Source organism: Novosphingobium ovatum, from assembly GCF_009909235.1.
GTDB classification, from domain to species: Bacteria; Pseudomonadota; Alphaproteobacteria; order Sphingomonadales; family Sphingomonadaceae; genus Novosphingobium; species Novosphingobium ovatum.
Genome location: NZ_JAAAPO010000004.1, coordinates 143294 through 170050, shown reverse-complemented (window position 1 = coordinate 170050; position 26757 = coordinate 143294). Strand labels below are relative to the sequence as shown.

Annotated in this window: 26 protein-coding genes; 13 read left to right on the top strand and 13 right to left on the bottom strand. The window is 66.0% G+C overall.

The features are described 5' to 3' along the window. Positions 1-162 precede the first annotated feature (162 nt). Genes prmC through hisS form a run of 3 tightly spaced genes read right to left on the bottom strand, consistent with a single transcriptional unit; the run spans position 163 to position 3321 of the window. Positions 163-1011 (bottom strand): peptide chain release factor N(5)-glutamine methyltransferase, encoded by an 849-nt coding sequence (gene prmC / locus GTZ99_RS10915; RefSeq protein WP_161718783.1) that lies wholly within the window; start codon positions 1009-1011, stop codon positions 163-165. Next, positions 1004-2068: a peptide chain release factor 1 gene (prfA, locus tag GTZ99_RS10910; RefSeq protein WP_161718781.1), complete on the bottom strand. Its 1065-nt coding sequence runs from the start codon at positions 2066-2068 to the stop codon at positions 1004-1006. Before prfA ends, prmC begins: the two co-directional genes overlap by 8 nt. After that, positions 2065-3321, bottom strand: coding sequence for a histidine--tRNA ligase (hisS, locus tag GTZ99_RS10905; protein WP_161718779.1), 1257 nt, complete (start codon positions 3319-3321; stop codon positions 2065-2067). The genes prfA and hisS overlap by 4 nt, the downstream gene beginning before the upstream one ends. A 116-nt stretch (positions 3322-3437) precedes the next feature. Here hisS and GTZ99_RS10900 point away from each other — a divergent pair, with 116 nt between their 5' ends. Both GTZ99_RS10900 and ppa read left to right on the top strand, forming a co-directional pair. Then, positions 3438-5477, top strand: a complete 2040-nt coding sequence (locus tag GTZ99_RS10900) for a M61 family metallopeptidase (RefSeq protein WP_227711269.1) — start codon at positions 3438-3440, stop codon at positions 5475-5477. Positions 5478-5622: 145 nt separating this feature from the next. Next, positions 5623-6156, top strand: a complete 534-nt coding sequence (ppa, locus tag GTZ99_RS10895) for an inorganic diphosphatase (RefSeq protein WP_161718777.1) — start codon at positions 5623-5625, stop codon at positions 6154-6156. Positions 6157-6256: 100 nt separating this feature from the next. Here the strand turns inward: ppa and GTZ99_RS10890 are convergent, their stop codons facing one another. Further along, on the bottom strand, positions 6257-7603 hold the full coding sequence (locus tag GTZ99_RS10890) for a TldD/PmbA family protein (protein WP_161718775.1): 1347 nt from the start codon (positions 7601-7603) through the stop codon (positions 6257-6259). A gap of 128 nt (positions 7604-7731) precedes the next feature. After that, positions 7732-8160, bottom strand: a complete 429-nt coding sequence (locus GTZ99_RS10885; RefSeq protein ID WP_227711268.1) for a hypothetical protein — start codon at positions 8158-8160, stop codon at positions 7732-7734. A 197-nt stretch (positions 8161-8357) separates the two neighbouring features. On the opposite strand from GTZ99_RS10885, the gene lptB reads away from it, so the two are divergent. Beyond that, entirely contained in the window at positions 8358-9170 is an 813-nt protein-coding gene (gene lptB, locus GTZ99_RS10880; RefSeq protein ID WP_161718774.1) for an LPS export ABC transporter ATP-binding protein, read from the top strand. Positions 9171-9194: 24 nt separating this feature from the next. Further along, complete coding sequence (gene rpoN / locus GTZ99_RS10875; protein ID WP_161718773.1) at positions 9195-10727, top strand: RNA polymerase factor sigma-54; 1533 nt, start codon at positions 9195-9197, stop codon at positions 10725-10727. Positions 10728-10748: 21 nt separating this feature from the next. Here the strand turns inward: rpoN and GTZ99_RS10870 are convergent, their stop codons facing one another. Beyond that, complete coding sequence (locus tag GTZ99_RS10870) at positions 10749-11399, bottom strand: MOSC domain-containing protein (RefSeq protein ID WP_161718771.1); 651 nt, start codon at positions 11397-11399, stop codon at positions 10749-10751. Between the two features lie 161 nt (positions 11400-11560). On the opposite strand from GTZ99_RS10870, the gene GTZ99_RS10865 reads away from it, so the two are divergent. Continuing rightward, complete coding sequence (locus GTZ99_RS10865) at positions 11561-12211, top strand: energy transducer TonB (protein WP_161718769.1); 651 nt, start codon at positions 11561-11563, stop codon at positions 12209-12211. A 37-nt stretch (positions 12212-12248) separates the two neighbouring features. On the opposite strand, the gene GTZ99_RS10860 is transcribed toward GTZ99_RS10865, so the two are convergent. Then, positions 12249-12857, bottom strand: coding sequence for an HNH endonuclease (locus GTZ99_RS10860; protein WP_161718767.1), 609 nt, complete (start codon positions 12855-12857; stop codon positions 12249-12251). A 128-nt stretch (positions 12858-12985) separates the two neighbouring features. Here GTZ99_RS10860 and gluQRS point away from each other — a divergent pair, with 128 nt between their 5' ends. Genes gluQRS through GTZ99_RS10845 form a run of 3 tightly spaced genes read left to right on the top strand, consistent with a single transcriptional unit; the run spans position 12986 to position 14764 of the window. Next, positions 12986-13849 carry a tRNA glutamyl-Q(34) synthetase GluQRS gene (gene gluQRS / locus GTZ99_RS10855; RefSeq protein WP_161718765.1) on the top strand — a complete coding sequence of 288 codons (864 nt, stop codon included), beginning with the start codon at positions 12986-12988 and terminating at the stop codon, positions 13847-13849. Between the two features lie 35 nt (positions 13850-13884). After that, positions 13885-14130, top strand: coding sequence for an HIG1 domain-containing protein (locus tag GTZ99_RS10850; RefSeq protein WP_161718763.1), 246 nt, complete (start codon positions 13885-13887; stop codon positions 14128-14130). Positions 14131-14167: 37 nt separating this feature from the next. After that, entirely contained in the window at positions 14168-14764 is a 597-nt protein-coding gene (locus GTZ99_RS10845) for a cob(I)yrinic acid a,c-diamide adenosyltransferase (protein WP_161718761.1), read from the top strand. Here the strand turns inward: GTZ99_RS10845 and GTZ99_RS10840 are convergent. Beyond that, on the bottom strand, positions 14761-14955 hold the full coding sequence (locus GTZ99_RS10840) for a hypothetical protein (RefSeq protein WP_161718759.1): 195 nt from the start codon (positions 14953-14955) through the stop codon (positions 14761-14763). The two genes, GTZ99_RS10845 and GTZ99_RS10840, sit on opposite strands and share 4 nt — an antisense overlap. A 32-nt stretch (positions 14956-14987) precedes the next feature. Continuing rightward, positions 14988-17627 carry a DNA mismatch repair protein MutS gene (gene mutS / locus GTZ99_RS10835; protein ID WP_455233737.1) on the bottom strand — a complete coding sequence of 880 codons (2640 nt, stop codon included), beginning with the start codon at positions 17625-17627 and terminating at the stop codon, positions 14988-14990. Between the two features lie 112 nt (positions 17628-17739). Between mutS and GTZ99_RS10830 the strand changes: the two genes are divergently transcribed. Next, the gene (locus GTZ99_RS10830) at positions 17740-20004 is read left to right on the top strand and encodes an NADP-dependent malic enzyme (protein WP_161718757.1); all 2265 of its coding nucleotides are present in this window, start codon (positions 17740-17742) and stop codon (positions 20002-20004) included. 26 nt (positions 20005-20030) lie between these two features. Continuing rightward, the gene (locus tag GTZ99_RS10825; protein WP_227711267.1) at positions 20031-20951 is read left to right on the top strand and encodes a M48 family metalloprotease; all 921 of its coding nucleotides are present in this window, start codon (positions 20031-20033) and stop codon (positions 20949-20951) included. An 18-nt stretch (positions 20952-20969) separates the two neighbouring features. Here the strand turns inward: GTZ99_RS10825 and GTZ99_RS10820 are convergent, their stop codons facing one another. Further along, a complete protein-coding gene (locus GTZ99_RS10820) occupies positions 20970-21734 on the bottom strand; it encodes a sulfite exporter TauE/SafE family protein (RefSeq protein ID WP_161718753.1) in 765 nt (254 codons plus the stop codon). A 145-nt stretch (positions 21735-21879) separates the two neighbouring features. Further along, positions 21880-22599, bottom strand: a complete 720-nt coding sequence (gene trmB / locus GTZ99_RS10815) for a tRNA (guanine(46)-N(7))-methyltransferase TrmB (protein WP_161718751.1) — start codon at positions 22597-22599, stop codon at positions 21880-21882. A gap of 64 nt (positions 22600-22663) precedes the next feature. Here trmB and GTZ99_RS10810 point away from each other — a divergent pair, with 64 nt between their 5' ends. Together GTZ99_RS10810 and GTZ99_RS10805 are read left to right on the top strand one after the other, a co-directional pair. Further along, positions 22664-22903 (top strand): ribbon-helix-helix domain-containing protein, encoded by a 240-nt coding sequence (locus GTZ99_RS10810; protein WP_201742490.1) that lies wholly within the window; start codon positions 22664-22666, stop codon positions 22901-22903. 105 nt (positions 22904-23008) lie between these two features. Continuing rightward, entirely contained in the window at positions 23009-23311 is a 303-nt protein-coding gene (locus GTZ99_RS10805; protein WP_161718749.1) for a hypothetical protein, read from the top strand. 40 nt (positions 23312-23351) lie between these two features. Here GTZ99_RS10805 and murA read toward each other — a convergent pair whose 3' ends face one another. Then, positions 23352-24635: a UDP-N-acetylglucosamine 1-carboxyvinyltransferase gene (gene murA, locus GTZ99_RS10800; RefSeq protein ID WP_161718747.1), complete on the bottom strand. Its 1284-nt coding sequence runs from the start codon at positions 24633-24635 to the stop codon at positions 23352-23354. Between the two features lie 148 nt (positions 24636-24783). Between murA and galU the strand changes: the two genes are divergently transcribed. Then, complete coding sequence (galU, locus tag GTZ99_RS10795) at positions 24784-25677, top strand: UTP--glucose-1-phosphate uridylyltransferase GalU (protein ID WP_161718745.1); 894 nt, start codon at positions 24784-24786, stop codon at positions 25675-25677. Between the two features lie 292 nt (positions 25678-25969). On the opposite strand, the gene GTZ99_RS10790 is transcribed toward galU, so the two are convergent. Continuing rightward, a complete protein-coding gene (locus GTZ99_RS10790) occupies positions 25970-26671 on the bottom strand; it encodes a M23 family metallopeptidase (RefSeq protein ID WP_320076672.1) in 702 nt (233 codons plus the stop codon). Positions 26672-26757: the final 86 nt, after the last annotated feature.

Sequence of the window (26757 nt, the reverse complement as noted above, 5' to 3'; positions counted from 1 at the left end):
TTGAAGCTGGATTGCCGTAAGGGGAATATTGCGTCCCTATGGCGTCCGTTTCATCGATTACGGCTGTTACCCGAAAAAGCCAAGCAGAAAGTTAAAAATCGCCATGTTGTTCGCAGCGCGGCATTTCGACGGGCGGTTTCAATGCCATAGATGCCGCGCACCCTAACGCGGACGCAGCATCACCGCCCGCGCCCGCCCGGCCAGATCGGCATGCACGCTGGGGGCAAAGCCTGATTCGGCGCCGATCGCGGCCACCGCCTCGCCCTGCTGGTGGCCGATTTCCACAATGGCCACCCCACCAGGCGCCAACAATCCGGGCAATTGCGGGATCAGCACGCGGTAATCGTCCAGCCCGTCGGCTCCGGCAAACAGCGCGCTGGCCGGTTCGTGGTCGCGCACCGAGCGCGCCAGATCGGCCCCCGTTTCGACATAGGGCGGATTGGACAGGATCAGGTCAAATTGCCCCAACCCATCGGCCCAGCCATCCTGTGTCCAGTCGCCATCGCGGATATCGGCCCGCGCCGCCAAATCCAGCGCGCCCGCATTGCCCTGTGCCACGCCCCGCGCCGGGGCCGAGCGTTCGATCCCCACCCCCCGCGCGTCAGGCCACAGATGCAGCATCGTCAGCAACAGACAGCCCGTTCCCGTGCCCAGATCCAGCACGCGGCCCGCGCCAGCGGCAAACACCTGTTGCGCCAGATCGATCAGCGTTTCGCTGTCCCCGCGCGGGATCAGCGTGTCAGGCGTGACGCGAAAAGGCAGGCCGTAAAAGTCCTGCTCACCGGTGATATGCGCCACGGGCGTATGGGCGGCACGGCGCTGTACCATATCGGCAAAACATGCGGGAGCGGCATCACCCATCCGGCGCAGCAACAGGTCAGACCGGCCACAGCCCAGCGCATGGGCCATCAACACCTCTGCGTCCAGCCGGGCGGTATCGCTGGTCAGCGCCAACAGGCCAGCCGCGCGGGCAATGGCCTGCGCCACCGTCTGGGGGGCCCCCTCATTCACCCAGCGCCGCCAACCGCTTGGCCTGATCCTCGGCGATCAGCGCGTCGATCAGTTCGGCCAAGCCCGGCCCTTCCAGAATTTCGGCCAGCCGGTGCAGCGTCAGGTTGATGCGGTGATCGGTCACGCGCCCCTGCGGGAAATTATAGGTGCGGATGCGTTCCGACCGGTCGCCGCTGCCCACCATGGCGCGGCGGGCCTCGGCCTCCTCGCCTTGCGCTGCCTCGCGCTGCACTTCGAACAAGCGGGCGCGCAAGACCTGCATCGCCTTTTCCTTGTTCTTGTGCTGGCTGCGCCCGTCCTGACAGGTCACCACGGTGCCGGTGGGCAGATGGGTGATGCGCACCGCCGAATCGGTGGTGTTGACGTGCTGCCCGCCCGCACCGCTGGCGCGATAGACGTCGATCTTCAGATCCTTGTCCTCGATCGCCACATCCACCTCGTCGGGCTCGGGCAGGATGGCAACGGTGGCGGCGCTGGTGTGGATGCGGCCCCCGCTTTCGGTCACGGGCACGCGCTGCACGCGGTGAACGCCCGATTCAAACTTCAGCTTGGCAAAAACGCCCTGCCCGCTGACATGGGCGACCACTTCCTTGAAGCCCCCGATCTCGCTGGCGTTGGCGCTGACCATCTCCACCCGCCAGCCCTGTTCGGCGGCATAGCGTTCGTACATGCGGAACAGGTCGGCAGCGAACAGCGCGGCCTCGTCCCCGCCGGTGCCGGCGCGGATTTCCAGCATGGCCGGGCGCATGTCGGCGGCATCGCGCGGCAACATGGCGATGGACAGCGCGCGCTCGGCGGTAGGCAGGTCGGCGCGGATGCGGGCGATCTCCTCCTCGGCCAGTTCGCGCATGTCGGGATCGTCCAGCGCGTTCAGCGCCGCCAGTTCGCCGCGCATCGCGGCCACATCGGCGGCGGCGCGCGCCACCGGCTCCAGCTCGGCATAGTCGCGCGAGGCGGTGATGAAGTCCTTGCCCTCCAGCGTACCGGACGCCAGACGCGCCTCCATCTCGGCAAAACGCGCCGAAATCTGGGCCAGACGGGCGTCGGAAATGCTCATGCCTTCAGCGGGTCAAGCAGCGCCTGTACCGCCGCCACATCGGCCCCGCGATAGTTGAACGTCACCACGCCATCACGCAGCGACATGCCCAACAACACGCTGGCCGGGATCTTGGCCGCCTTGTCAAAGCGTTTGCGAGGGGAACCGCTGGCCACCATATCGGCCGACAGACCGGCGCGGCGCAGCGTGGCGCTGGCCTTGATCGCCAGATTGATCAGCGTGTCGTCCTCCACCGCGATCACCACATCCAGCGGCGCCTCGGCCACGCCGCCGCCATCGGCCACCAGCATCGCCAGACGTTCCACGCCCGCCGCCCAGCCGACCGCCGGCGTGGGCGCGCCGCCCAGCGACTCCATCAACCCGTCATAGCGCCCGCCGCCCAGCACCGTGCCCTGCGCGCCCAGACGATCGGTCACGAATTCAAACGCGGTGTGGCGATAGTAATCCAGTCCGCGCACCAGCGCCGCATTGCGCTGCCAAGCCACCCCCGCCGCGTCCAGCCCGCTGGTGACGGCGGCGAAAAAGTCCTGCGCCTGCGCCGAGAGGAAATCGTCGATCATCGGCGCGTCGGCCACGAAGACCTTGTCGCGCGGATCTTTGGAATCCAGAATGCGCAGCGGGTTCTTTTCCAGCCGCTCCTGCGAATCCTCGGACAATTCGGCGCGAACGGCGCGGAAATATTCGATCAGCGCCGCGCGCCACGCCTCACGGCTTTCCCCATCGCCCAGCGTGTTCAGCGTCAGCGTCACGCCATCGGCAATGCCCAGCTCCTTCAGCAACTGATCGGCCATGCACAGCAATTCGACATCCACCGTGGGCTCTGCCGCGCCGATGATCTCGGCGTCGATCTGGTGGAACTGACGGTAGCGCCCCTTTTGCGGGCGTTCATAGCGGAACAGGGGGCCGTGGGTCGCCAGTTTCACCGGCGCATATTGCTGCCAGCCGTTGGTGATATAGGCCCGCGCCAGCCCCGCCGTGAATTCCGGCCGCAGAGTCAGCGATTCGCCGCCCCGGTCCTCGAACGAATACATCTCCTTGGACACCACATCGGTCGTCTCGCCCAGGCTGCGGCTGAACACCGTGGTTTTTTCAAACACCGGCATTTCCACCCGGCGGAAACGGTACAATTTGCGCACCCGTTCAAAGGTTTCGACCACACGCACAAAGGCTTCTGCGGGGGCGCCGAAAATGTCCTGCGTGCCGCGAATGGCCTGCGGCGTCTCGATACGGGCGGGTTTGCTGTCCTTGCTCATGTGCGCCCCCTACATTCGCGCGCGCCTTTGGTGAAGCCCCCCGCGCCGCGCACCCTGCCCCATATTCGCCCAAAGTGCCGATTGCGCCCGCAAAAACCCCGCGCCATGATGGAGCGATGAACAGAACACGTCTGGCGCTTGCCGTTTCCGCCCTGGGGTTGGTCGCCCTGTCCGCTGTTGCCGCCGATGCCGCCCGGCCGCCCGTGGTGATGGGCCCCGCGCCCGCCGCCGCGCCGCCGCCGCCCGCGACCGCGCCGGACAAGACCGCGCCCAAGGCGGTGCCGATCGTGCCGGGCGTGCCAGACGCTGTCGATGTGCCCTATCCGGGCGGGGTGATCGACCTGTCGATTGATGCCAGTGACATCACACGCGGGCTGTATCGCGTGACGCAAACCGTGCCGGTGGCGCCGGGCACGCGCCAGATCATCCTGCAATTGCCGCAATGGCTGCCGGGCAATCATGCCGCGCGCGGCACGGCCGATCAATTGGTCGATCTGCGCTTCATGGTCGATGGTCAGCCGGTGCGCTGGTGGCGCGATCCGGTCGAGGTGTTCGCCTTCCATGTCGAGCTGCCCGAGGGCGCCAAGGCGGTGGAGGCGCGCTTCATCCATACCTCGCCGCTGCAATCGTCCGAGGGGCGGGTAACGATGACGCCCGACATGCTGAACCTGCAATGGGACCGCATGACGCTATATCCGGCGGGCCATTACGTCCGCCAGATCCGCTTTGCCCCCAGCGTGCGTTTCCCCGAAGGCTGGCAGGTGGCGACCGCTCTGGACGGGCGCAAGGTGGATGGCGCGCGGGTGTCCTGGGCGACGGTGGATTACGAAACGCTGATCGATTCGCCGATTTTCGCCGGGCGCCACTATCGCCGCTATGATCTGGGGCATGGAGTGGCGCTGAATGTCTTTGCCGACAAGCCCGAACAGGCAGCGCTCAAGGACGAGCATCTGGCCACCTATCGCGCCTTGGCCGAGGAAGGGCTGATCGCCTTTGGCGGGCGGCATTTTGACCATTACGACTTCCTGCTGGCGCTCTCGGACAAGCTGGGCGACATCGGGCTGGAGCATCAGCGTTCCAGCGAAAACGCGATGGAGCCAACCACCTTCCAGAACTGGGCCGAGATGGGCTGGGACCGCAATGTGGTGCCCCATGAATTCGCCCATAGCTGGGACGGCAAATACCGCCGCCCGGCCAAATTGTGGACGCCCGACTACCGCCAACCCATGCAAAACAATCTGTTGTGGGTGTACGAAGGCCAGACGCAGTTCTGGGGCTATGTGCTGGCGGCCCGATCGGGCGTGCAGACCAAGGACATGGTGCTGGGCATGATGGCGACCAATGCCGGCATGTTCACCCAATGGCCGGGGCGCGAATGGCGCAGTGTCGAGGACACGACGCATGACCCCATCACCTCGGCCCGACGCCCCAAGCCCTTTGCCAGTCTGGCCCGCAACGAGGACTATTACACCGAGGGCATGCTGGTGTGGCTGGAGGCCGACCAGATCATCCGCGAAGGCACCAAGGGCGCGCGCGGCATTGATGATTTCGCGGCGGCCTTTTTCGGGGTGCGCAATGGCGATTGGGGCCAATTGCCCTATGGCTTTGACGATGTGGTGGCGGCGCTGAACGGGGTCTATGTCTATGATTGGGCGGCATTTTTGAACACCCGCCTGCAAACGCCGGGACAGCCCGCGCCGCTGGCGGGAATCGAACGCGCCGGATACCGGCTGGTGTGGAAGGACACGCCCAACCCCTTTGACAAGGGACGGATGGGGCACAGCAAGTCGCTGAGTCTGCTGCATTCCTTGGGCGTGACGCTGGATTCGGGCGGGCGCGTCACCAGCACCCGCTGGGACAGCGCGGCGTTCAATGCCGGGCTGGTGACGGGATCAAAGGTTCTGGCGGTGAACGGGGCAGTGTATGAGGCCGCCGCGATGAAGGACGCCATCACCGCCGCCAAGGGCAAGGACGGCAAGCCCGGCCCCGCCATCAGCCTGATCGTGCAGCGCGGAGACAAGGTGCAAGCCCTTGAAATCGCGTACCATGACGGGCTGCGCTACCCCTGGCTGGAACCGATGGGCAGCGGCCCGCAGCGGCTGGACGCGCTGTTGGCACCGCGCCGCTTGGGCGCTTCTACCGGGCGCAGGCATTAATCCCTATCAGTCGTAAGACCCCCTGCCTGTTGCAATGCAATAGGCGGCGGGCTACGGGCAACACCACAATGCCCTGCGGGAACGGCCTCGGGGCAATGGGGGGCAGGCATGGTGTTTGCCCACCGAACACGCAAAAGACGGTGCCATGGACATCAGCAAAATTTCTGTCGGCAATAATCCGCCCGAAAATCTGAACGTTATCATCGAAGTCCCGACCGGGGGCGAGCCGGTGAAGTACGAATTCGACAAGGATTCGGGCGCGCTGTTCGTGGATCGAATCCTGCACACGCCGATGCGCTATCCGGCCAACTATGGCTTTGTTCCGCACACGCTGTCGCCTGATGGCGATCCGCTGGACGCGCTGGTTGTGGCGCGCTCGCCGTTTATCGCGGGCTGCGTGGTGCGCGTGCGCCCCATCGCCGTGCTCAACCTCGAGGACGAACATGGCGGCGATGAAAAGCTGCTCTGCGTCCCCGACGACAAGACTTTCCCTTATTATTCTGACGTTCACGAGAAGGAAGACCTGCCCGACATCGTCGCGCAGCAGGTTGAGCACTTCTTCACCCACTACAAGGATCTAGAAGCCGAGAAGTGGGTGCGCGTCGGGACCTGGGGCAATGCGGCTGATGCCCGCCGCATCGTGCTGGAAGCGATCGAACGCTATCAGGCCGCCAAGTAAGCAGCCGCGATAACGCAAACGCGAAGGGCGGGGGAAACCCCGCCCTTTTTGTTGTCAGTGATAGCATTATGGAGGCGTTTAAACCCGCCTTATCCCGCGCTTAGTCCCCCGCGATGCTCATCCCGTCGACGCGGATGGTGGGGACATTGATCGTGCGGTGCCACTCCATGTCATTGGCCGGCGTCAGCGCGCGATACATGTCGATCAGATTGCCCGCGATGGTGAACTCGGCCACGGCCTCGGTCACTTCGCCATTGACGATGCGAAAGCCTGACGCGCCCCGGCTGTAATCGCCCGTCACGCCATTCACCCCATGGCCAATCAGCTCGGTGACGAACACGCCTTCGGTGATGTCGGCGATCAGTTCGGCGACGCTCAGGCTGCCGGGGGCCAGATGCAGGTTGCTGGGCGAAACGCCGGGCGCGCCACTGTGGCCGCGCGCGGCATGGCCGGTTGGTTCCAGCCCCAATTGCCGCGCCGCCGCGCTGTCCATCAGCCAGCCCGTCAGCCGCCCGCCCTGCACCAGATTGGAGGCCGCGCAGGGTAGGCCTTCGCCATCGAACGGACGCGAACGCAGGCCCCGCAGGCGGTGCGGATCATCGGTGATGGTGATCGCGCTGTCGAACAATTGTTCCTCCAACCGGTCCAGCAGGAAACTGGAGCGGCGGGCAATCGCGCTGCCCGACATCGCGCCGACCAGATGGCCGATCAGTGATCCACCCACACGTGGATCGAACACCACCGGCATCGCCCCGCTTTTCATCCGGCCGGGGTTCAGCCGGGCAACGGCCCGTTCGCCCGCCATGGTGCCGATCTCGGCCGCGCTGGGCAGATCGGCCATGTGGCGGGCGGTGCGCCAGCCGTAATCGCGCTGCATCGCGCCGCCTTCGCCCGCGACCACACTGGCCGAAATCGACCGGTTGGTGCCCGCATAGCCCCCGGCAAAGCCATGGCTGGTGGCCAGCGCAACCACGCCCGCCCCGGCGCTGGCGCCCGCGCCTTCGGAATTGGTGACGCCGGGGATGGCGCGGGCGGCGTCCTCGGCCGCGTCGGCCAGCGCGCGCAGGTCCTGCGGGCCAGGCTCGGTGGTTTCGGCCATGTCCAGTTCGGGCAAGGGCCCGCGCAACAGGCGATCCTCTGGCGCCAGCCCGGCATAGGGATCCTCTGGCGCGGCGGCGGCCATGGCAATCGCCCGCTCGGCCAGTTCCTGCAACGCGCCATCCGACAGGTCGCTGGACCCGATGCTGGCCGAACGCCGCCCGACAAACACCCGCAGCCCGATATGCTCGCTTTCGGACCGTTCGACATCTTCCAGCCGGCCCAGACGGACCGACACACTTTCCGACGAATCGGCGATGAACACCGCGTCGGCGGCATCCGCACCGGCCCGGCGGGCGCGTTCAACCAGCGCGACCGCGCGTTCCTGGGCCTGATTGGGCGTAAGCATGGGTGAAGGATATGTCCCTGATTAGGCAATGCGCAAAAGCCCCGGCACGCCAGTAACGCGCCGGGATTGGACACGCGCTATAGCCGCCAAGGGCAGGGCGCGAAAGCCCCGCCCCGATCAAAGCGGCATCAGCCAAACAACAGGTTCAGCAGGGCGAACAGGCCGGTGATGACAAAGGGCAGGCCAATCGCCATCGCCCACAGCATCAGGCAATCGCGGCGGAACCGGGTGGCCAGCGTGGCATGCGCCTGCGCATCATCCTGCGCCTGCCCCATATCCTGCCAGCGCCGTTCAAACCCGCGACAGGCCGGGATGATCCCCGCCACCAGAATGACCAGCGCCAGATAGGGCAGCAGCGAAGGCCCCTCTGCCCGCAAGGCCCCGATCGTCACGAAAATCTGCAAGCCGGTATAGACCAGCAGCGCATAAGCGATGTGATCGCTCATCCTGTGGCGCCAATCGATCACAGGGGCGTCCTCTGCCGCCTGCGCCTGATGGCGGGCGACGGGGTCACTGTGGAAACCGGCGCTGAAGGGATGCTCCCATACCTTGGCCATCCTGCTCTCCGCTTTTGTATTTATTTGTCGCAGTAGAACACCAACGCCTGCCCCTGACAAGTGCCATTTCGCGCGCGTCCAGCCACGGCACAGGGCGTAATGAAGGCGCAACGGCTTGCCCCACCATGCATGAAACCTGCCAATTGGCCCGATCTTGCCTTGCGGGGGGGCGATTGCGGCCTTAAAACAGGGTCGACATGACTGACACCATTGCCCCCACCGGCCCCGCCCATGGCGCCGCCTCCGCCGTTTCGCCGGCGCTCTCGCCGCTGCATCTGGACGGTTCGTTCAGCGGGTTGCAGGTGATCTCCATCGCCAAAAGCTATGCCAAGCGGGCGGTGCTGACCGACATCTCGCTGGAGGTGGCCAAGGGTGAGGTGCTGGGCCTGCTGGGGCCCAATGGCGCGGGCAAGACAACGTGCTTTTATTCGATCATGGGTCTGGCCAAGCCGGATTCGGGCCGCATCCTGCTGGACGGCATCGATATCACCCAATTGCCGATGTACCGCCGCGCCATTCTGGGGCTGGGCTATCTGCCGCAGGAAACCTCGATTTTCCGGGGCCTGACGGTGGAGCAGAACATCGCCAGCGTGCTGGAGCTGGTCGAGCCGGACCCGCTGGTGCGCGCGGCGGAACTGGAAACGCTGCTGGAGGAATTCGGCCTGACGCGGCTGCGGAGCAGCGCGGCGATGGCGCTGTCGGGGGGTGAGCGGCGGCGGTGCGAAATCGCCCGCGCGCTGGCGGCCAAACCCTCGATCATCCTGCTGGACGAACCCTTTGCCGGCATCGACCCGCTGTCCATCGCCGACATCCGCCATCTGGTCCACGACCTCAAGGAACGCGGGATCGGCGTGCTGATCACCGATCACAACGTGCGCGAAACGCTGGAAATCTGCGACCGGGCCTGCATCATCTATGGCGGGCAGGTGCTGTTTGCCGGCAGCCCCGAGGCATTGGTGGCCGACGAAAACGTGCGCCGCCTCTATCTGGGTGAAGGCTTCACGCTTTGACCATGCAGCGGGCGGGATAGGGCGATGGCGCTGGGGCCACGGCTGGATCTGCGCCAGAGCCAGTCTCTGGTGATGACGCCGCAGCTACAGCAGGCGATCAAGCTGCTGGCGCTGTCCAATCTGGAGATCGAAACGTTCATTGGCGAGGCGTTGGAGGCCAACCCCTTGCTGGAGATCGGCGCGCCCGCCGCGCCCGATGCGCCTGACGCGCCCGAAGACCTGCGCCGTACCCATCTGGAAAGCAGCCCCGTCGATCAGTTGATCGGTGAGGGGCGCGGGGGTGAGGACCGCCCGCTGGACATTGACCCCACCGCGCTGGACACGGACCGTGATACGGGCGACAGCGGCGGGGCGGGCGCGACAGATTATGCCCCCGATCTGGCCTACGACGCCGATCAGCGCCCATCGGGCAGTGGCGAGGCCGCCCCGATCGAGGAACGCGCCGCCGATGGCGAAACCTTGGCCGAGCATTTGCACGCCCAGATCGGCGCCGTCACCCGCGACCCGCGCGCCGAATTCATCGCCCGCTTCCTGATCGACCTGCTGGACGAGGCGGGATATCTGCCCACGCCCTTGCGCGAAGTGGCCGAGATGCTGGACATCCCTCTGGCCGAGGCGGAGGCCGCGCTGGCGCTGATCCAGACGCTGGAGCCGACCGGGGTGGGCGCGCGCACGCTGGCCGAATGTATCGCGTTGCAGGCGCGCGAGGCCGACCGGTATGACCCGGCCATGGCCCGGCTGATCGACAATCTGGAGCTGGTGGCGCGGGGCGAATTCCCCCGCCTGCGCCGGATGTGCGGCGTGGATGAGGAAGATCTGGCCGACATGCTGGCCGAACTACGCGGCTATGATCCCAAGCCCGGCCTGCGCTATGGCGGCGGCGGGGCGGCGCCGGTGGTGCCCGACATTCTGGTGACGGCACGGCCGCCAAAGGACGGCGATCAGGGCGGCTGGCACATCGCGCTCAATCAGGCGACGCTGCCCCGGCTGGTGATCAACCGGGGCTATTACGTCGAAATGCGGCGCGGCTGCGATGACAAGGCGGGCAAGGGCTGGTTGTCGGAAAAGCTGGCCGATGCCAACTGGTTGCTAAAGGCGCTGGACCAGCGGCAAAAGACCATCCTGAAGGTGGCGGCCGAGATCGTGCGGGCGCAGGACGGGTTTTTCCGCCACGGCGTCAGTCAGCTCAAACCGCTGACCCTGCGCACCGTGGCCGAGGCGGTGGGATTGCACGAATCGACCATCAGCCGCGTCACCAGCAACAAATATCTGCACTGTGACCGCGGCACCTATGAGCTGAAATATTTCTTCACCAGCGGCGTGGCGTCCTCCGATGGCGAAGGCGCGGTGTCCGCCGAAGCGGTCAAGGCCGCCATCAAGCAATTGATCGACGCCGAAGACCCCAAGAAGATCCTGTCCGATGACACGCTGGTCGATCTGTTAAAGGCGCGCGGGTTTGATCTGGCCCGCCGCACCGTGGCCAAATATCGCGAGGCGATCGGGCTGGGCAGCTCGGTCCAGCGCCGCCGGCAAAAGGCGTTGGCCGGCAAGCGCTGACGCGCCGGGAGCCGGCAAACGCTAACCCGCCAGTTGCGCCGCCCGGTCGCGCCACGCCTGCGCCAGCACCGGCAGATCGGCCAATTCGCGCAAGGCATCGCCCGCGCGTTTGTGCCCGCCGCCGATCACCACATGGAACAAGCGGTCGATCGGCCAAGCCGCCAGCCCGCGCACATCGCGGATCAGGGCGTCACCTGGGGCCACCTCGCCCTCCTCGATCACGCGATAGTACCAGCCGCAGCGGCCATTGCGCACAATCCGCGCCGCCATGTCGGTCACGCCAAAGCGGTGGCCCAGTTTCCAGCACGGCTGGCGGCCATGGCTGACCTCGATCAGGGCCGATCCCAAACGGAAACGGTCGCCCAGCCAGACATCGCCCTCAGTCAGGCCGGTGGTGGCGATGTTTTCGCCAAAGGCGCCGGGGGAGGCCAACAGGCCATGCCCGCCCAGTTCCGCGTCCCACACCGGGTAATGGTCGGCGGCGTAATGGTGCAATGCCTTGTCCGGGCCGCCGTGGTGTTTGGCATCGGCCTGTTCATCTCCCGCCAGCCCCAGAAAGGTCACGCGCACCGCGCCATCGACCGGCACCTTGGCAATGGCGGACTGTTCGTCAGCGGCGCGAAAACGCACGGCGCGGCCGGTCAGGATGGCGGAAATGGAATAGCTGCTCATGCGCCATTGTGCCGCCCCCACCCCCGTCTGGCAAGACCACTTGCGGCTTTGGTCGAGGGGGTATGGACGCGGGGTAAAAATGTGATACGTTGTATCATACCAACAGGGCGACGGACCAACCGGACACAGGCTGGCCCCGCCCATATATGGGAGAGTGAGCGATGACCTATGCAGCCTCCAGAGACATCCGCGCCCAGATCCGCTCCGCCGGTGTGGTCACCATCATCCATGTGGCCGTGGCCGCCGTTTTGGTGACGGGATTGGCCTATACCGGGGTGATCCGCGACCATGCCCGCACCGGCACATTTGACATCCCGCTGCCCCCGCCCCCAGTGCCGCAACCACCCGTGCCCCAGCCCACGGCCAAGCCGGTGGAGCGCACCGCCGATCCCATCCCCCAGACCGACACGATTGATCTGGGCATGCCTGATATCGGGCCGATCACGCGCATTGATCCGGTGCCCACGCCCCGCCCCGATCCCTTGCCCCTGCCCACCGCCACCCATGCCAGCGTCCCGGCAAAACCCGCAGCCCCGCGGGGCCGCCCCGGCGATTGGGCAACGGCGGATGACTACCCTTCGATGGACCTGCGCCAGAATCACGAGGGCGTGACGCGCTTTAGCCTGTCGATTGGCACAGATGGGCGGGTGACATCCTGCACCGTCACCGGCTCCAGCGGGTTTGCCGGGCTGGATGCGGCGACGTGCAATCTGGTGATGCGCCGCGCCCGCTTTACCCCCGCCATGAACGAGGACGGCCAGCCCACCATCGGCACCTACAGCAATGCGGTGCGCTGGGTGATCCCGCAGTAACCGCGCGCGCGCCCGCTGCCACGGTTGCGGGCGCGTATCACGCCTCCAGCTCGACGTCCCAATACAGCCAGTCGCGCCATGTTTCGTGCAAATGGTTGGGCGGAAAGGCGCGGCCCCGCTCCTGCAATTGCCAGCTGGTCGGGCGGATCGGCGGCACCAGCAGCGGCATATGCGCCTGTTTGGGGGTACGCCCGCCCTTTTTCAGATTGCACGGGCTGCACGCGGCCACGATGTTTTCCCAGCAGGTCGTGCCGCCCAGCCGCCGGGGCAGCACATGGTCAAACGTCAACTGATGCGGGCTGCCGCAATATTGGCAGGAGAACCGGTCGCGCAGGAACACGTTGAACCGCGTAAAGGCCGGGAATTCGGACACCCGCACATATTGCCGCAGCGCGATGACGCTGGGCAGGCGCATCCGGGCGCTTTGCGAATGGACCTCTCGGTCATAGCTGGCGATGATGTCGACGCGTTCCAGAAACACCGCCTTGATCGCGGTTTGCCACGGCCACACCGACAATGGGTAATAGGACAGCGGCGTGAAATCCGCGTTCAGCACCAATGCGGGACAATCGCTCAGATGGCGGGAGGGATCCTCCCCGGCGCTGCGGAAACGGGCCGCGCGCTCAATCAGGTCAGCCCGAAGCATGACCCCCTGTAACAGCCAGACATGACGGAATGGCGACGTTTCATGGCGCGCAGTCAACACCCCCGCCCGCCCGCCGTCAAGCGCCAAGGGGGGTTGCGCATCGGCACAATCCACAGGAAGACACCGCCATGGCCGCCGATCCTGTCCGCACCCGTTTTGCCCCCAGCCCCAATGGGCCGCTGCATCTGGGCCATGCGTGGGCGGCGATTGTCGCGCATGACCGGGCGCGCCGCGATTGCGGCCAGTTCCTGTTGCGGATCGAGGATATCGACGGCGCCCGCAGCCGGGCCGAACTGATCGAGCAGACGCTGGACAATCTGGCGTGGCTGGGGCTGACGTGGGACGGGCCGGTGGTGTTGCAGTCGGCGCGGGTGGGCGGCCATGTCGCGGCGGCAGAGCGGCTGAAGGCGATGGGGCTGCTCTATCCCTGCCAATGCACCCGCAGCGAAATTGCGGCGGCGGCCACGCGGCATGGGCCGGACGGGCTGGTCTATCCCGGCACCTGCCGAGGCCGCGCGGTGGATCCGGCGGGGGCGGCGTGGCGGCTGGACATGGGCGCGGCGATGGCGCTGGCCGGGGTTTTGACCTGGCACGACGAGATCGCCGGAGAGCAGACCGCCCGCCCCGATCTGTTTGGCGATGTGGTGCTGTTGAGGAAGGACGCGCCCTCATCCTACCATCTGTCGGCCACGCTGGACGATGCGGCGGATGGGATCACGGTTGTCACGCGCGGCGCCGACCTGTTTGCCGCCACCCATGTGCACCGCCTGTTGCAGGCGCTGCTGGGCCTGCCGGTGCCGGTCTGGCATCACCATGCCCTGTTGGTAGAGGCCGCCCCCGATGGCGGCCCGCCCCGCAAGCTGGCCAAGCGGCGCGGATCGCCCGCCCTGTCCGATCGCCGCGCTGCGCATGAGGACGGACGCGCTTTGGCCGATGCCCTAAGGGCCGGGCGCTTTCCCGATGGCGTTTGGGCGGGAACCGGCGTAACCTGATCAAAATACAAACCAGAACAGGCGGGAGAGCCGATATGTCCAAATTTGTGCTGGTGCCCATTGTCGTCATCCTGATGGGCTTTGTCGTGGTCAGCCTGGTCAAGGGTGTGGCCGCGTTCCTGCAATCCACCCGCCACGATCTGGAACAGGGCGATGGCGCCGATGGCGGGCCATCGGCCATGCAATTGCGTCAGAACGAGATGATGTTCGCCCGTATAAAGTATCAGGCGCTGGCGGTGATCGTGGTGGCTATCCTGCTGGCGGCGGGGCGTTCGGGCTGATAGAGGCGCCTGCCAAGCGCATGAAAGGGCAGGCACAATGGTCAAGCTGAACCGGATTTACACCCGCACGGGCGATAATGGCACGACCGGATTGGTCGACGGTTCGCGGGTGGCCAAACATGCCCCCCGCATGGCCGCCATCGGCGCTGTCGACGAGGCGAATTGCGCCATCGGCCTGACGGTGGTGGCCCTGCGCGCTGAAGCGGGCGGCGAGGGCGATGCCGCGATCCTGACCCGCATCCAGAACGATCTGTTCGATCTGGGCGCCGATCTGGCGACGCCCGGCGATGATTTTACGCCCGGCCCGATGGCGCTGCGCATCCTGCCCGATCAGGCGGTCTGGCTGGAGGGCTGCATCGATGCGGCAAACGCCCATGTCCCGCCGCTGACCAGCTTTGTCCTGCCCGGCGGGACCGAGGCCGCCGCCCGCGCCCATATCGCCCGCGCCGCCACCCGCCATGCCGAACGCGCCATGGTGGCCATGGCCGCCACCGATCCGGTGAACCCGGCGGCGCTGGCCTATATCAACCGGCTGTCCGATTACCTGTTTGTGCTGTCACGCGCGATCAATGCGCGGGCAGCGAAAAACGGGCTGGGTGGTGACGTGCTGTGGGTGCCCGGCGCCAATCGTTAGTGGCTGGCGGGTTCCACGCCCCAGGGTGAGGCCTGCGCCGTGCTGGCGGCCGATGCGGCGTCCTGCGCCTCGGATTTGTCCTTGGCCCCCTGCGCCGTGCAATAGGCGGTCAGCAACACCGTGCTGGCCCAGAACGCGGCCTTCCAGCGGCTGGCGAAAACGGTGGTCAGGCGGGGGCCGGGGATGAACATGGCCCCAGCCTATCGCCCCGCCGGTTAAGGAATCATCCAGAGGCCTCCGCCGTCCGCTTCAGCTCATACAACAGGTCCAGCGCCTGACGCGGGGTCAGCGCGTCGACATCCACGCCCGCCAATGCCTCACGCAGGGGATCGGCGGCGGGGGCAGGCTCGGGCGCGGCGTCAAACCCGGCGAACAGCGGCAGATCGCCCAGACCCGCCGCCAGCCCCCCGGTTTCGGCCCGCCCCTTTTCCAGCCGCGCCAGCACCGATTTGGCCCGCGCCACCACCGGCTGCGGCACACCCGCCAGCCGCGCGACGGCCAGACCAAAACTGCTTTCGGCAGGGCCTTGGGTCACCTCGTGCAGCAGCACCAGATCGCCCTTCCACTCCCGCGCGCGGACGTGGTGCAGGGTCAAGGCCTCGCAACTGTCGGCCAGACGGGCCAATTCATGGTAATGGGTGGCAAACAGACAGCGGCAGCGGTTCACCCCATGCACGCTTTCGGCCACGGCCCATGCCAGCGCCAGCCCGTCATAGGTGCTGGTGCCGCGCCCGACCTCGTCCAGAATGACAAAGCTGCGTTCGGTTGCCTGTTGCAGGATGGCGGCAGTCTCGACCATCTCGACCATGAAGGTCGAACGGCCGCGCGCCAGATTGTCCGACGCGCCCACGCGCGAAAACAGCCGGTCCACCAGCCCCACCGTGGCCGATTGCGCCGGGACATAGCCGCCCGCCTGCGCCAACAGCACGATCAGCGCGTTTTGCCGCAGGAAGGTGGACTTACCACCCATGTTCGGCCCGCCCAGCAGCCACAGCCGGTCAAACGGCGTCAACTGACAGTCGTTCGCCACAAACCGGTCGCCCCCACCCTTGCGCGCGGCTTCCTCCAGCGCGGCCTCGACCACCGGGTGGCGACCGCCAACGATGTGCAATTCGGCGCGCGGGGTGATCGTCGGGCGGCACCAGCCTCCCTCTGCGGCCCGCGTTGCCTGACCGGCTGCCACGTCAAACCGGGCCAGCGCGGCGGCGGTATCGGCAATCGCGTTGCGCGCACCAATGGCGGCGGCGATCAGCGTTTCGAAATGGGCTTCCTCGGCGGCCAGCGCGCGGCCACCGGCCTCGGCAATGCGCGAGGCTTCCTCGTGCAGGGCCAGCGCGTTAAACCGCATGGCGCCGGCCATCGTCTGACGGTGGGTAAAGCCGCTGTCGGGGGCCAGCAAGGCATCCGCCCGCCCGGCCGGCACCTCGATGAAATAGCCCAGCACGCCATTATGCTTGATCTTGAGCGCGGGGATGCCGGTCGTCTCGCGATATTGCGCCTCCAGCGCGGCGATGGCCACGCGCGCGTCCTTGGCGATGGCGCGCAGGTGGTCAAGGTCCGCGTCATAGCCCGGCGCGATAAACCCGCCCTGCCCGCGCTCGGTCGGGGGCGTTGCGACCAATGCGCGGGCGTAGAGGTCAATCAAGCCGTCATGGCCCACAAGCGATGGCACCAGATCGCGCGCCAGCCCCGGCGCGTCATCGCGGGCATAGAGCAGATCGGCCAGCCGCGCCGCGCCCGCCAGACCATCGCGGATCTGGCCCAGATCGCGCGGGGACCCACGCCCCGCCACCACCCGGCCCAGCGCGCGGCCGATATCGGGCATCGCCTTGAGCAGGGCGCGCATATCCTCACGCAACAGCGCGTCATCATGCAGCCAGCCGACCAGCGCCAGTCGCGCCTCGATTCGCCCGGCGTCCAGCAAGGGCGCCGACAGATCATCCGCCAACAGGCGCGCGCCCGCCCCGGTGACACAACGGTCCACCGCCTCGATCAGGCTGCCCTTGCGCCCGCCGCCACTGGCGTTCAGGATCTCCAGACTTTGGCGCGTGGCCTCGTCCATGGCCAGATGGGCGTCCCCGGCCCGCGCCACCGGGGGTAGCAGCAGCGGCAATTTGCCCCGCCCCACATGGTCCAGATAGGCGATCAGCCCACAGGCCGCCGCCAGCATCGGGCGCGAGAAAGCGCCAAATCCGTCCAATGTCGCCACGCCATGAATGCCGCACAGCCGGGCCTGCCCACCCTCGCTGGAAAATTCATGCGCCTCGCGCGGGGTGGCCTGTTCGGGGGCGCTCTCCCAGCCCTCGGGGGCCACCACCTCGCTGGCGTTCAGCCGGGCCAGCGCGGCGGCCATCAGCGCGGGCGGGCAGCATTCCAGTTCCATCCGCCCGGTGGAAATATCGACCGAGGCAATCCCCACCTCGCCCCGCACATCGCATACCGCGGCCAGCACATTGGCGCGGCGCGGCTCCAGCAGCGCTTCCTCGGTCAGGGTGCCGGCGGTGACGAAACGCACGATATCGCGCGTCACCAATGCCTTGGACCCGCCGCGCTTTTTCGCCTCCTCGGGCGTTTCCACCTGTTCGGCAATGGCCACGCGGCAGCCCGCCTTGATCAACCGCGCCAGATAGCCCTCGGCCGCATGGATCGGCACGCCGCACATCGGGATCGGCGCGCCGGCATGTTCGCCCCGGCTGGTCAGCGCGATGTCCAGCACCTGCGCGGCCAATTTGGCATCGTCAAAGAACAGTTCGAAGAAATCGCCCATGCGATAGAACAGCAGGCAGTCACGCGCCTTGTCCTTGAGCGCCAGATATTGCGCCATCATGGGGGTAACAGCGGGGGATGGGTTGGCTTGGGTCATCGCTTATGCGTTAGACGCAGAATCGATAGCGTGGAATGGTATGCACGCACGCTTTCCCCTATCGGATCGCGTGCAATGGGGTTAGGGCGGCCCCAAAGAAGGAGAAAGTGCGGTGTCCGAGGAAAGCAACGTCCGGTTTACCGAGCGCGAGGCGCTTTTTTACCACAACACCATCCGCCCCGGCAAAATCGAGATCATTGCCTCCAAGCCGATGGCGACCCAGCGCGACCTGTCGCTGGCCTATAGCCCGGGCGTTGCCGTGCCGGTCGAGGCGATCGCCGCCAATCCGGCCTGTGCCTATGACTATACCGCCAAGGGCAATCTGGTGGCGGTGATTTCCAATGGCACCGCGATTCTGGGTCTGGGCAATCTGGGCGCGCTGGCGTCCAAGCCGGTGATGGAAGGCAAGGCGGTGCTGTTCAAGCGCTTTGCCGATGTGGATTCGATCGACATCGAACTGAACTCCGAAGACCCCGAGGCGCTGATCGAGGCGATCGCGCTGATGGAGCCCAGCTTTGGCGGCATCAATCTGGAGGACATCAAGGCCCCCGAATGCTTCGTCATCGAGCAGGCCCTGCGCGAGCGGATGAAGATCCCCGTGATGCACGATGACCAGCACGGCACCGCGATCATTTCGGCCGCCGGCCTGATCAACGCCTGTCTGATCACCAACCGCAAGTTGGAGGACGTCAAGGTGGTGGTCAATGGCGCGGGCGCGGCGGCGCTGGCCTGCACCTCGCTGATCAAGTCGATGGGCGTGCGCAACGAGAACGTCATCGTCTGTGACCGCAGTGGCGTGATCTATCGCGGCCGCGCCGAAAGCATGGACCAGTGGAAGAGCGCCCATGCCGTCGACACCGACGCGCGCAGCCTGGAAGAGGCGCTGGTGGGTGCGGACGTGTTCCTGGGCCTGTCGGCCGCAGGCGCGCTGCCGGCTGAATTCGTCAAGAAGATGGCGCCTGAACCCATCATCTTTGCCATGGCCAATCCGGTGCCCGAAATCACCCCGCCCGAGGCCAAGGCCGCCCGTCCCGACTGCATCATCGCCACGGGCCGTTCGGACTATCCCAATCAGGTGAACAATGTTCTGGGCTTCCCCTTCATCTTCCGCGGGGCGCTGGACGTGCATGCCACCGCCATCAACGAAGAGATGAAGATCGCCGCCGCCCATGCCATCGCCGAACTGGCGCGCCAGCAGGTGCCCGAGGAAGTGGCGCTGGCCTATGGCAAGAACCATTCGTTTGGCCGCGACTACATCATCCCCGCGCCGTTCGACCCGCGCCTGATGGAAATCGTGCCCAGCGCCGTGGCCAAGGCCGCCATGGACACCGGCGTCGCGCAAAAGCCGATCGAGGATTTCGACGCCTATCGCCACCAGCTCAAGGCGCGGTTGAACCCGACCACCTCGGTGCTGACCAGCGTGTACGAGCAGGTCAAGGCCAACCCCAAGCGGGTGATCTTTGCCGAGGCCGAGAACGAGGTGATCCTGCGCGCCGCGATCCAGTTCAAGGATTTCGGCTATGGCACGCCGGTGCTGGTCGGCCGCACGCAGGCCGTGCGCGACAAGCTGGTCGAGCTGGGCGTGGGCAATCCCGACGCCTATGAGATCCACAACGCCGCCGAATCCCCGCATGTCGAGGCCATGGGCCTGATGCTGTACGAGCGTCTGCAACGCCGCGGCTATCTGGAGCGCGACATCAAGCGCATGGTCAACCAGGACCGCAACGCCTTTGCCTCGGCCCTGCTGAAGCTGGGCGTGGGCGATGCGATGGTGACGGGTATCACCCGGCCCTTCTCGCAGACGATGAAGGAAGTGCGCCACGTTCTGGACCCCAAGGAAGGGCACCTGCCGTTTGGCATCCACGTCATGGTGGGCAAGAACACCACCACCTTCCTGGCCGACACCACCTGCAACGAACGCCCCAGCGCCGAAGAACTGGCCGTGATCGCCAAGGAAACCGCCGCCGTGGCGCGCCGTCTGGGCCATGAACCGCGCGTGGCGTTCCTGTCCTATTCGACCTTTGGCAATCCGATGGGCAAGTGGCTGGAGCCGATCCGTGGCGCAATCAGCATTCTGGACGCGGAAAAACCCGGCTTTGAATATGAGGGCGAAATGGCCCCTGACGCCGCGCTGAACCCGACGGTGATGAAGAACTATCCCTTCAGCCGCCTGACGGCGCCGGCCAATGTGCTGGTGTTCCCCGGCCTGCAATCGGCCAATGTCTCGGCCAAGCTGCTGCGCGAACTGGGTGGCAACACCTCGATCGGGCCGCTGTTGATCGGCATGGAAAAGCCGGTGCAGATCGTGCCGATGACCGCGATCGCCCCGGACGTGCTGACACTGGCGGTTCTGGCGGCTTCGGGCGTGACGGGCTGATTGCAGCCATGCGCGGCCTGCGGGCAATGCTGATTTTGGGGGCGGGGATGTTGGCATCCCTGCCCCTTTCGCTGTCGGCCGCGCCCGCGCTGTCGGCGGCGCAAATCCGCACGTGGCAGGCCGATCACACCCGCGTCAGCGCCATCGCGCTGCGGCTGCTGAGCGCAAATCTGGACCGCTGCCCCGATGCCCGACACTTCGATTTCGGCTATCTCGCGCTGAATCTGGCGCCCGATGCGGCCGGGGCGGTGCGCGATCTGTGGAGCACCGCGATTGGCCTGACGCCGCAACCGCAATTGGTCGTGATAACCCCCAATGGCCCGGCCGCTGCCGCCGGATTGCAGGTGGGCGACCGTATCGCGGCGATGGACGGCGTGGCATGGGAGGCAGATCCCGCCCCGCGTGCCGCCTATTTCACCGCCGCCCGCGCCGCGCAGGCCGCCGGGCACATGACGTTGCAGGTGGACCGGGCGGGCGGGTCTGTGACCGTGACCTTGGCCGGCGCGACCACTTGCGCCGTCTCGGTCGCGCTGACCACCGCGCCGGGGTACAACGCCAGCACCTATGGCACACGGGTCGAGGTGCAGGCCGGGGTGCCCACGCTATTGACCGATCAAGACGAACTGGCCGCCGTCGTCGCGCATGAAATCGCCCATGCCCTGTTGCGCCACAGCGGCCCGGGGCAAGAAGCCGCCGTGCGCGACCCCGCCCGCCGCGCACGGATCGAGCGTGAGGCAGACGCGCTGGGTGTGCGTTTACTGTTGCGCGCGGGGTTTGACCCCATGGGCGCGGCGCGCGCCACGCCCCGGCTGGACCGCGCCAATCGCGGCCCCTTGTCACGCATGATGGGATTATACGGCAGCTATATGCCCACCGAGCAGCGCGTTGCTTTTTTGACCGAGCAGGCCGCGCAGGCCCGCGCCGAACAGGCCAACCCGGCGCCCTGAGTCCCGCTTACTGCGCGGTTACAACCACGCCTTGGCCACGCCATACAGGCTGGTCAGCGTCAGCACGATGCCCACCAGTATCAGCATCCACTTCAGCGGCAGCTTCTTGGCCGCGATGGCCCCGAACGGCGCCGCCGCCACCCCGCCCAGCAACAGGCCCAAGGTCGCCCCCGCCAGATCGGCCAGCCCCAGCTGATAGATGAACGCGGCCGACACCGACAGCGTCAGGAAAAACTCAACCGCATTGACCGTGCCCACGACTTTGCGCGGATCGACATTCTGGATCAGCAGGTTGGATGTCACCACCGGCCCCCATCCGCCACCGCCCACCGCGTCCATGAACCCGCCAAACAGGCCCAGCGGGGCAATATGCTTGGCCTCGCGCAGTTTGGGGGGGAACATGATGCCGCGCACCAGCAGATAGATGCCGATCGCCGCCAGATACAGCAGCACAAAGGGTTTGATCACCCCGGCGTCAATCGAGGTCAGCACATATGTCCCCAGCACGCCGCCCGCCACACCGGGGATCAACAGACGCAAAAACAGACGCTTGTCGATATTGCCATGCAGCATATGGCTGATGCCCGATGCCGCGGTGGTAAAGCATTCCACCACATGCACCCGCTGCGAGGCCAACGCCGGCGGCACCCCCATCATCCCCACCAACAGCGTATTGGTGATGACGCCAAAGGCCATGCCCATCGCCCCATCCACCAATTGCGCGGCAAAGCCCACGCCAATGAACGGCAGTATGGCGCTCAGGTCCAGTCCGGCGATGTGCATCTGTCTGTCTCCCCATTTTCAATATCTACCATAACAGTAGATATTGCCGCAGGCGGCAACACAGACTTTCTATCAGACCTGTCGAACAAAACTATCCGCAGCCCCCCGCAAGCCATCGGGCCAGCGGCACGAGCGGTCCCGCCCTTCAGCCCTTGCGGCGATAGCGGAAGTACCAGACCTCGTGGCCATAGACGGTGCGCGCCTTGTGCTCGTACCGGGTTTCGGGCCAGCCGTTGGGGCGGTTCTGGAATGTCTCGGCCTTGTCGCACAGCCAGTCGAACTGATGCGTGTGGCGGCGCATCACCATCAGCGCATGGCGCAAATAGATGTCGTGATCGGTGCCGAAACGGAACTCGCCGCCCGGCTTCAGCTTGGCCGCGAACATGTCGATGGGCCCGTCGTTCATCATCCGCCGCTTGGCATGGCGGGCCTTGGGCCAGGGATCGGGATGCAGCAGGTACAGCATCGTCAGCGAGCCATCGGGAATGCGGCTGAGCACCTCCAGCGCGTCGCCATGGTGGATGCGCACATTGGGGATCGGCGGGTTCTGGCCATTGTCGCCGCTGACGTGTGTCAGCGCCTGCGCCACGCCATTGAGGAACGGTTCGGCCCCGATAAAGCCATGAAACGGCAGCAGATCAGCGCGATAGGCCATATGCTCGCCCCCGCCAAAGCCGATCTCGAAATGCAGCGGGCGATCATCGCCAAACAAACGTTCGGCGGTGATCGGACCTTCGGCCGGCACGGCGATCTGCGGCAACAGATTGTCCACCAGCGCCTGTTGCCCGGCACGCAAAGGCTTGCCCTTGGCGCGGCCATACAGGCGGTTGATCGTCGTGGGATCGCCGGATTTATATGCAGTCATGGCGCGGCTCATGGATTTTTGCGCCCGCTTGGTCAAGGTGGCGCGCTCTGTTAGGGTGCGGGGGATGACCACCGACTATCATCCGCCGGTCAAACGTTCGGTCGAGATCGCCGGGCACAAGACCTCGATCAGCCTGGAGCCGCTGTTCTGGGACATGCTGCGCACGGCGGCGGCCGAAGAGGGCGTGCCGGTCAATGCGCTGGTCGCCCGAATCGATGTCGAACGGATCGCCGCCGATACCCCGCCCGGACTGGCGGGCGCGGTGCGGTTGTGGCTGGCCAGCCGGGCTTTTACCGCGCGATAGGCTCAATTTGCCGCGAATCGCGCGGTGGCGGACGCCCGTTCATCCGCGATTGGGGCGCCGCCGCACAGCCTGAGCGTCTGGTTCCCACAGCGACAGGAGAACGTCATGAGCACAATGACAAAGACTTTCGGCCTCGGCCTGACAGGCGCCGCCTTGGCCATGCTGACAATGCCCGCCATCGCCGATGCCCGACCGCACCACGCGCCCCGCTATGTCAAGGTATGCCGCCATTCCAGCGGCACGGCCGGACTGATCGGCGGCGGCGCGGCGGGGGCGGCCATTGGGGCCAAGGTGATTGGCGGCGGCATTGCCGGGCCGATCGCGGGCGCGGTGGGCGGTGCCTTTGCCGGGCGGGCGATTGACCGCGCGATCACCGCCAAAAAGCGCTGCCATTACGAGCGGCGCTGATCTGCGCGCGGGGCCGGGTAAGCACCGGCCCCGCCACGCCTCATTCGTTGCCGACGCGCTCGATCTCGGCGCCCAGCAGCGCGAATTTTTCCTCCAGCCGCTCATAGCCACGGTCAAGGTGGTACAGGCGGTGGACCTGCGTCTCGCCCTCGGCCGCCAGACCCGCGATGACCAGCGACATCGAAGCGCGCAGATCGGTCGCCATCACCTCGGCGCCGGTCATCTTCTCGACGCCATGGACGATGGCGGTGCGGCCCTTGGTTTCGATCCGCGCGCCCATGCGGTTCAGTTCGGGCACGTGCATATAGCGGTTTTCAAAGATCGTTTCGGTCAGCACGCTGGTGCCATTGGCGCGGCACAGCATCGCCATCAACTGCGCCTGCATGTCGGTGGCAAAACCGGGATAGGGCGCGGTGGACAGGGTGACCGGGCGGATCGGGCCGTCAGCGGCAACGAACAACCCGTCCTTGCGCGGCTCGACATGGACGCCCGCCTCACGCAGGGCGGCAACGGTCGCGTCCATCTCGTGGATGCGCGCGCCCTTCAACTCGACCTCGCCCCCGGTGATCGCCGCGGCGCAAGCATAGCTGCCTGCCTCGATCCGGTCAGGCATCACCTGATAGGTCGCGCCATGCAGGCGGGTGACACCGTGGATCGTCAGGTCGGACGTGCCGATCCCCTCGATCTGGGCGCCCATCGCCACCAGCAGGTTGCACAGGTCAACGATTTCGGGCTCACGCGCGGCATTGTGCAGGCGGCAGGTGCCGCTGGCCAGCACGGCGGCCATCAGCGCGTTTTCCGTCGCGCCCACCGACACCACCGGGAAGGTATAGCGCCCGCCCGGCAAGCCGCCATCGGGCGCAATCGCGCGGACATAGCCAGCGGCCAGTTCGATCGTCGCGCCGAATGCTTCGAGCGCGCGCAGGTGCAAGTCGATCGGGCGGTTGCCAATGGCGCAACCACCGGGCAGCGACACCGTCGCCTCACCAGCGCGGGCCAGCAGCGGCCCCAGCACCAGAATCGAGGCGCGCATTTTGCGCACCAGATCATAGGGCGCCACGGTCGAGGTCAGGCGGGTGGCCTGCAGCGTCATCACACGGCCGAAATCTTCGGGGCGTGCACCGGCGATCGAGGTCGACACGCCAAATTGGTTCATCAGGTGCTGAAAACCATCCACGTCCGCCAGACGCGGCAGATTGCGCAACGTCAGCGGCTCCTCGGTCAATAACGCGCATGGCAGCAGCGTCAGCGCCGAATTCTTTGCACCAGAGACCGGAACGGCGCCCGAAAGCCGCTTTCCACCGCGAATGATGATCTTATCCATCCCTCCCGTTTACGGCCCCTTTGCGCCGCCCGCAATGGCGCTCTTGGTTCTTTGCGACAGATTCACTGGGCCTATGCGGTTATACTTGCGTTGCAATGCAACCTAGGGTTTAAACGCAGTGCAACATAAGCGTGCCACAGGATGCAGCATGACGTCGAAATCAATCAAACCCGTCCGCAAAGCCGTGTTCCCCGTTGCCGGTCTGGGCACCCGTTTTCTGCCGGCGACCAAGGCGATCCCGAAGGAAATGCTGCCCATTGTTGACCGTCCGCTGATCCAATACGCGGTGGACGAAGCGCGCGAGGCAGGAATTGAGCAGCTGATCTTTGTCACCGGGCGCGGCAAGACGGCGATTGTTGAACATTTCGACACCGCGTTCGAACTGGAACACACGATGACCAGCCGCGCCAAGACGCTGGACGTGCTGGAGCCAACGCGCATTCAGCCGGGCAATCTGGTGACCGTGCGCCAACAGGTGCCGATGGGGCTGGGCCATGCGATCTGGTGCGCGCGGGCGGTGATCGGCGACGAACCTTTTGCCATCTTCCTGCCGGACGAGCTGATGATCGGCAAACCGGGCTGCATGAAGCAGATGGTCGAGGCCTATGAACAGGTCGGCGGCAATCTGATCAGCGTGCTGGAAGTCCCGCGCGAGGAGGTCTCGTCCTATGGCGTGATCGCGCCGGGGGGCAAGCCGGACGGTTTCAACGGCACGCTGACGCAGGTGACCGGGCTGGTCGAAAAGCCCAAGACCGAGGAAGCGCCCTCGAACCTGATCATCTCGGGCCGCTATATCCTGCAACCCGAAGTGATGACGGTGCTGGACAGTCAGGAAAAGGGCGCGGGCGGCGAGATCCAGCTGACCGATGCCATGGCCAAGATGATCGGCACGCAGCCGTTCCACGCCGTGACCTTTGCCGGCAAACGCTATGACTGCGGGTCAAAGGTGGGCTTTGTCGAGGCGACGCTGGCGCTGGCGCTGGCGCGCGAGGACATGGGCCAGGAAATACGCGACATGGCGCTGCGCCTGTTGAACGCCTGATTGCGGCATCAGCACTTGCACAGGGGCGCGGGACAATGTTCCGCGCCCCTTGTCATATGTGCGGCATAGGCGGCGCTGGAGCGGCCATGCACGCCGCCTTATCCCAAAAAACAAAGGGCGGCTGTCACCAGCCGCCCTTTGCGCATCCTCTCCAAGATGCCATGCCTGTGGAGCTTTATTCACGCTCTTTTCAGGCTGTGTTAATCTGTTGAATGACGCCATAGCACCAGACATACGTCTGGAAAAGCCCACTTATGCCCCCAACACAAAATTTATTGGGGGGGCGCGGGGCTTACTGACCGCTGGGATCGCTGGTGTCAGCCAGCGCCAGACGGGCCTGACCATCGCCCTGCATATAGGGGATCGGGTTGACCGCCACGCCTTCAATGCGGACTTCATAATGCAGGTGCGGGCCGGTCGAACGGCCGGTGGTGCCAACGTAACCGATCAGGTCACCCTTGCGTACCATCTGCCCGGCGGCCACGTTCAGGCGCGACAGGTGGCCATAGCGGGTCTGCATCGCGCCGCCATGTTCAATCTGGATATACAGGCCATAGCCACTGAACCAGTCAGCCCGGCCAATCACGCCATCGGCGGTGGCATAGACCGGAGTGCCAATGGCGCTCGACAGGTCGATACCCTTGTGCATGCGATAGCCGCCCAGCACCGGGTGGGTCCGCATGCCAAAATCGCTGGTCAGACGCACGCCGTCCAGCGGCACGCGCGAGGGGATCGCCACGGGACGCGCATTGGCATCAACCGGCGCGCTGCCGTCCATATTGCGCCATTGACCGAAAAGCTGGGCAAATTGCGCATCGCCCGTGTCGCGCAGACCCTGCGGCAGCACCTGGGCGGCGCGCAGCGGGGCGGCGATGTCGGCGTTGGCGCTGCTATTGGCCTGCGCTGTGTTGGGGATCAGCACCAAAGCGGCGGCAATCGCGCCGATCTTGGCCAGTAGGCCGGCCTTGGCAAAGCTGTACGAAATGGCGACCACTCCAATGCACCTTACATTTGCTGCCGACCCCTCGTCCCCTGATGGTCGGCTATGGATGACTGCCGCGATGATGGAGGAGCCCGCCA

What these genes read in the sequence shown, in the direction of transcription:
- hisS (WP_161718779.1), bottom strand. Translation starts at nt 3,321, where the DNA reads ATGAGCAAGGACAGCAAACCCGCCCGTATCGAGACGCCGCAGGCCATT.
- GTZ99_RS10860 (WP_161718767.1), bottom strand. Translation starts at nt 12,857, where the DNA reads ATGCTTCGGGCTGACCTGATTGAGCGCGCGGCCCGTTTCCGCAGCGCC.
- GTZ99_RS10820 (WP_161718753.1), bottom strand. Translation starts at nt 21,734, where the DNA reads ATGCACATCGCCGGACTGGACCTGAGCGCCATACTGCCGTTCATTGGC.
- lptB (WP_161718774.1), top strand. Translation starts at nt 8,358, where the DNA reads ATGACTGACACCATTGCCCCCACCGGCCCCGCCCATGGCGCCGCCTCC.
- GTZ99_RS10810 (WP_201742490.1), top strand. Translation starts at nt 22,664, where the DNA reads ATGACCACCGACTATCATCCGCCGGTCAAACGTTCGGTCGAGATCGCC.
- GTZ99_RS10865 (WP_161718769.1), top strand. Translation starts at nt 11,561, where the DNA reads ATGACCTATGCAGCCTCCAGAGACATCCGCGCCCAGATCCGCTCCGCC.
- GTZ99_RS10850 (WP_161718763.1), top strand. Translation starts at nt 13,885, where the DNA reads ATGTCCAAATTTGTGCTGGTGCCCATTGTCGTCATCCTGATGGGCTTT.
- GTZ99_RS10840 (WP_161718759.1), bottom strand. Translation starts at nt 14,955, where the DNA reads ATGTTCATCCCCGGCCCCCGCCTGACCACCGTTTTCGCCAGCCGCTGG.
- prfA (WP_161718781.1), bottom strand. Translation starts at nt 2,068, where the DNA reads ATGAGCATTTCCGACGCCCGTCTGGCCCAGATTTCGGCGCGTTTTGCC.
- gluQRS (WP_161718765.1), top strand. Translation starts at nt 12,986, where the DNA reads ATGGCCGCCGATCCTGTCCGCACCCGTTTTGCCCCCAGCCCCAATGGG.
- trmB (WP_161718751.1), bottom strand. Translation starts at nt 22,599, where the DNA reads ATGACTGCATATAAATCCGGCGATCCCACGACGATCAACCGCCTGTAT.
- galU (WP_161718745.1), top strand. Translation starts at nt 24,784, where the DNA reads ATGACGTCGAAATCAATCAAACCCGTCCGCAAAGCCGTGTTCCCCGTT.
- GTZ99_RS10870 (WP_161718771.1), bottom strand. Translation starts at nt 11,399, where the DNA reads ATGAGCAGCTATTCCATTTCCGCCATCCTGACCGGCCGCGCCGTGCGT.
- GTZ99_RS10885 (WP_227711268.1), bottom strand. Translation starts at nt 8,160, where the DNA reads ATGGCCAAGGTATGGGAGCATCCCTTCAGCGCCGGTTTCCACAGTGAC.
- GTZ99_RS10825 (WP_227711267.1), top strand. Translation starts at nt 20,031, where the DNA reads ATGCTGATTTTGGGGGCGGGGATGTTGGCATCCCTGCCCCTTTCGCTG.
- GTZ99_RS10805 (WP_161718749.1), top strand. Translation starts at nt 23,009, where the DNA reads ATGAGCACAATGACAAAGACTTTCGGCCTCGGCCTGACAGGCGCCGCC.
- GTZ99_RS10900 (WP_227711269.1), top strand. Translation starts at nt 3,438, where the DNA reads ATGAACAGAACACGTCTGGCGCTTGCCGTTTCCGCCCTGGGGTTGGTC.
- GTZ99_RS10890 (WP_161718775.1), bottom strand. Translation starts at nt 7,603, where the DNA reads ATGCTTACGCCCAATCAGGCCCAGGAACGCGCGGTCGCGCTGGTTGAA.
- murA (WP_161718747.1), bottom strand. Translation starts at nt 24,635, where the DNA reads ATGGATAAGATCATCATTCGCGGTGGAAAGCGGCTTTCGGGCGCCGTT.
- rpoN (WP_161718773.1), top strand. Translation starts at nt 9,195, where the DNA reads ATGGCGCTGGGGCCACGGCTGGATCTGCGCCAGAGCCAGTCTCTGGTG.
- ppa (WP_161718777.1), top strand. Translation starts at nt 5,623, where the DNA reads ATGGACATCAGCAAAATTTCTGTCGGCAATAATCCGCCCGAAAATCTG.
- mutS (WP_455233737.1), bottom strand. Translation starts at nt 17,627, where the DNA reads ATGACCCAAGCCAACCCATCCCCCGCTGTTACCCCCATGATGGCGCAA.
- GTZ99_RS10845 (WP_161718761.1), top strand. Translation starts at nt 14,168, where the DNA reads ATGGTCAAGCTGAACCGGATTTACACCCGCACGGGCGATAATGGCACG.